Here is a 417-nt window from a genome sequence, read left to right as displayed (position 1 = left end):
CATCATGCCTGGTCACGGGCCCTCAATACTCGCCTGACCTCAAAGACCTCGGACTGTTCGAAGTGTGACGTCATCTGAAGGACTGAAGCTGGGGGCAGAGGCCGCTCGTCTGCTGGCCGCCGCAGACTGCTGTGAGATAGAGCCTGGCCTGAGCGACGTCGAGTTGCGGCGGATCGAAGAAGCGTACGGATTTGAGTTTGCCGACGATCACCGTGCCTTCCTGGCAGCCGGGTTGCCGGTGCGCGAGCCGCCCGAGGAGGGGGCCACCTGGGAGAATCCGTGGCCTGACTGGCGTCATGGCGATCCTGCGAAACTGCGGGAGCATGTTGAATGGCCGGTCGAAGGCATCGTCAGGGCGGTCCACCACGGCTACTGGCAATGACGGATATACCGAGATCGGTGGCACCGCTACGGCCG

The 417-nt window shown here is 63.3% G+C and carries 1 protein-coding gene; it reads left to right on the top strand.

Going from position 1 to position 417, the window contains the following annotated elements; genetic code table 11:
• Positions 1 to 64: 64 nt before the first annotated feature.
• The gene (locus TN53_RS47700; RefSeq protein WP_159038296.1) at positions 65 to 382 is read left to right on the top strand and encodes a hypothetical protein; all 318 of its coding nucleotides are present in this window, start codon (positions 65 to 67) and stop codon (positions 380 to 382) included.
• The last annotated feature ends 35 nt before the right edge of the window (positions 383 to 417 follow it).

It is taken from the genome of Streptomyces sp. WM6386 (genome assembly GCF_000972385.1).
Taxonomy (GTDB): domain Bacteria; phylum Actinomycetota; class Actinomycetes; order Streptomycetales; family Streptomycetaceae; genus Streptomyces.
The sequence above is the reverse complement of the archived record's forward strand: the minus strand, read 5'-3'. Positions and strand labels throughout refer to the sequence as shown.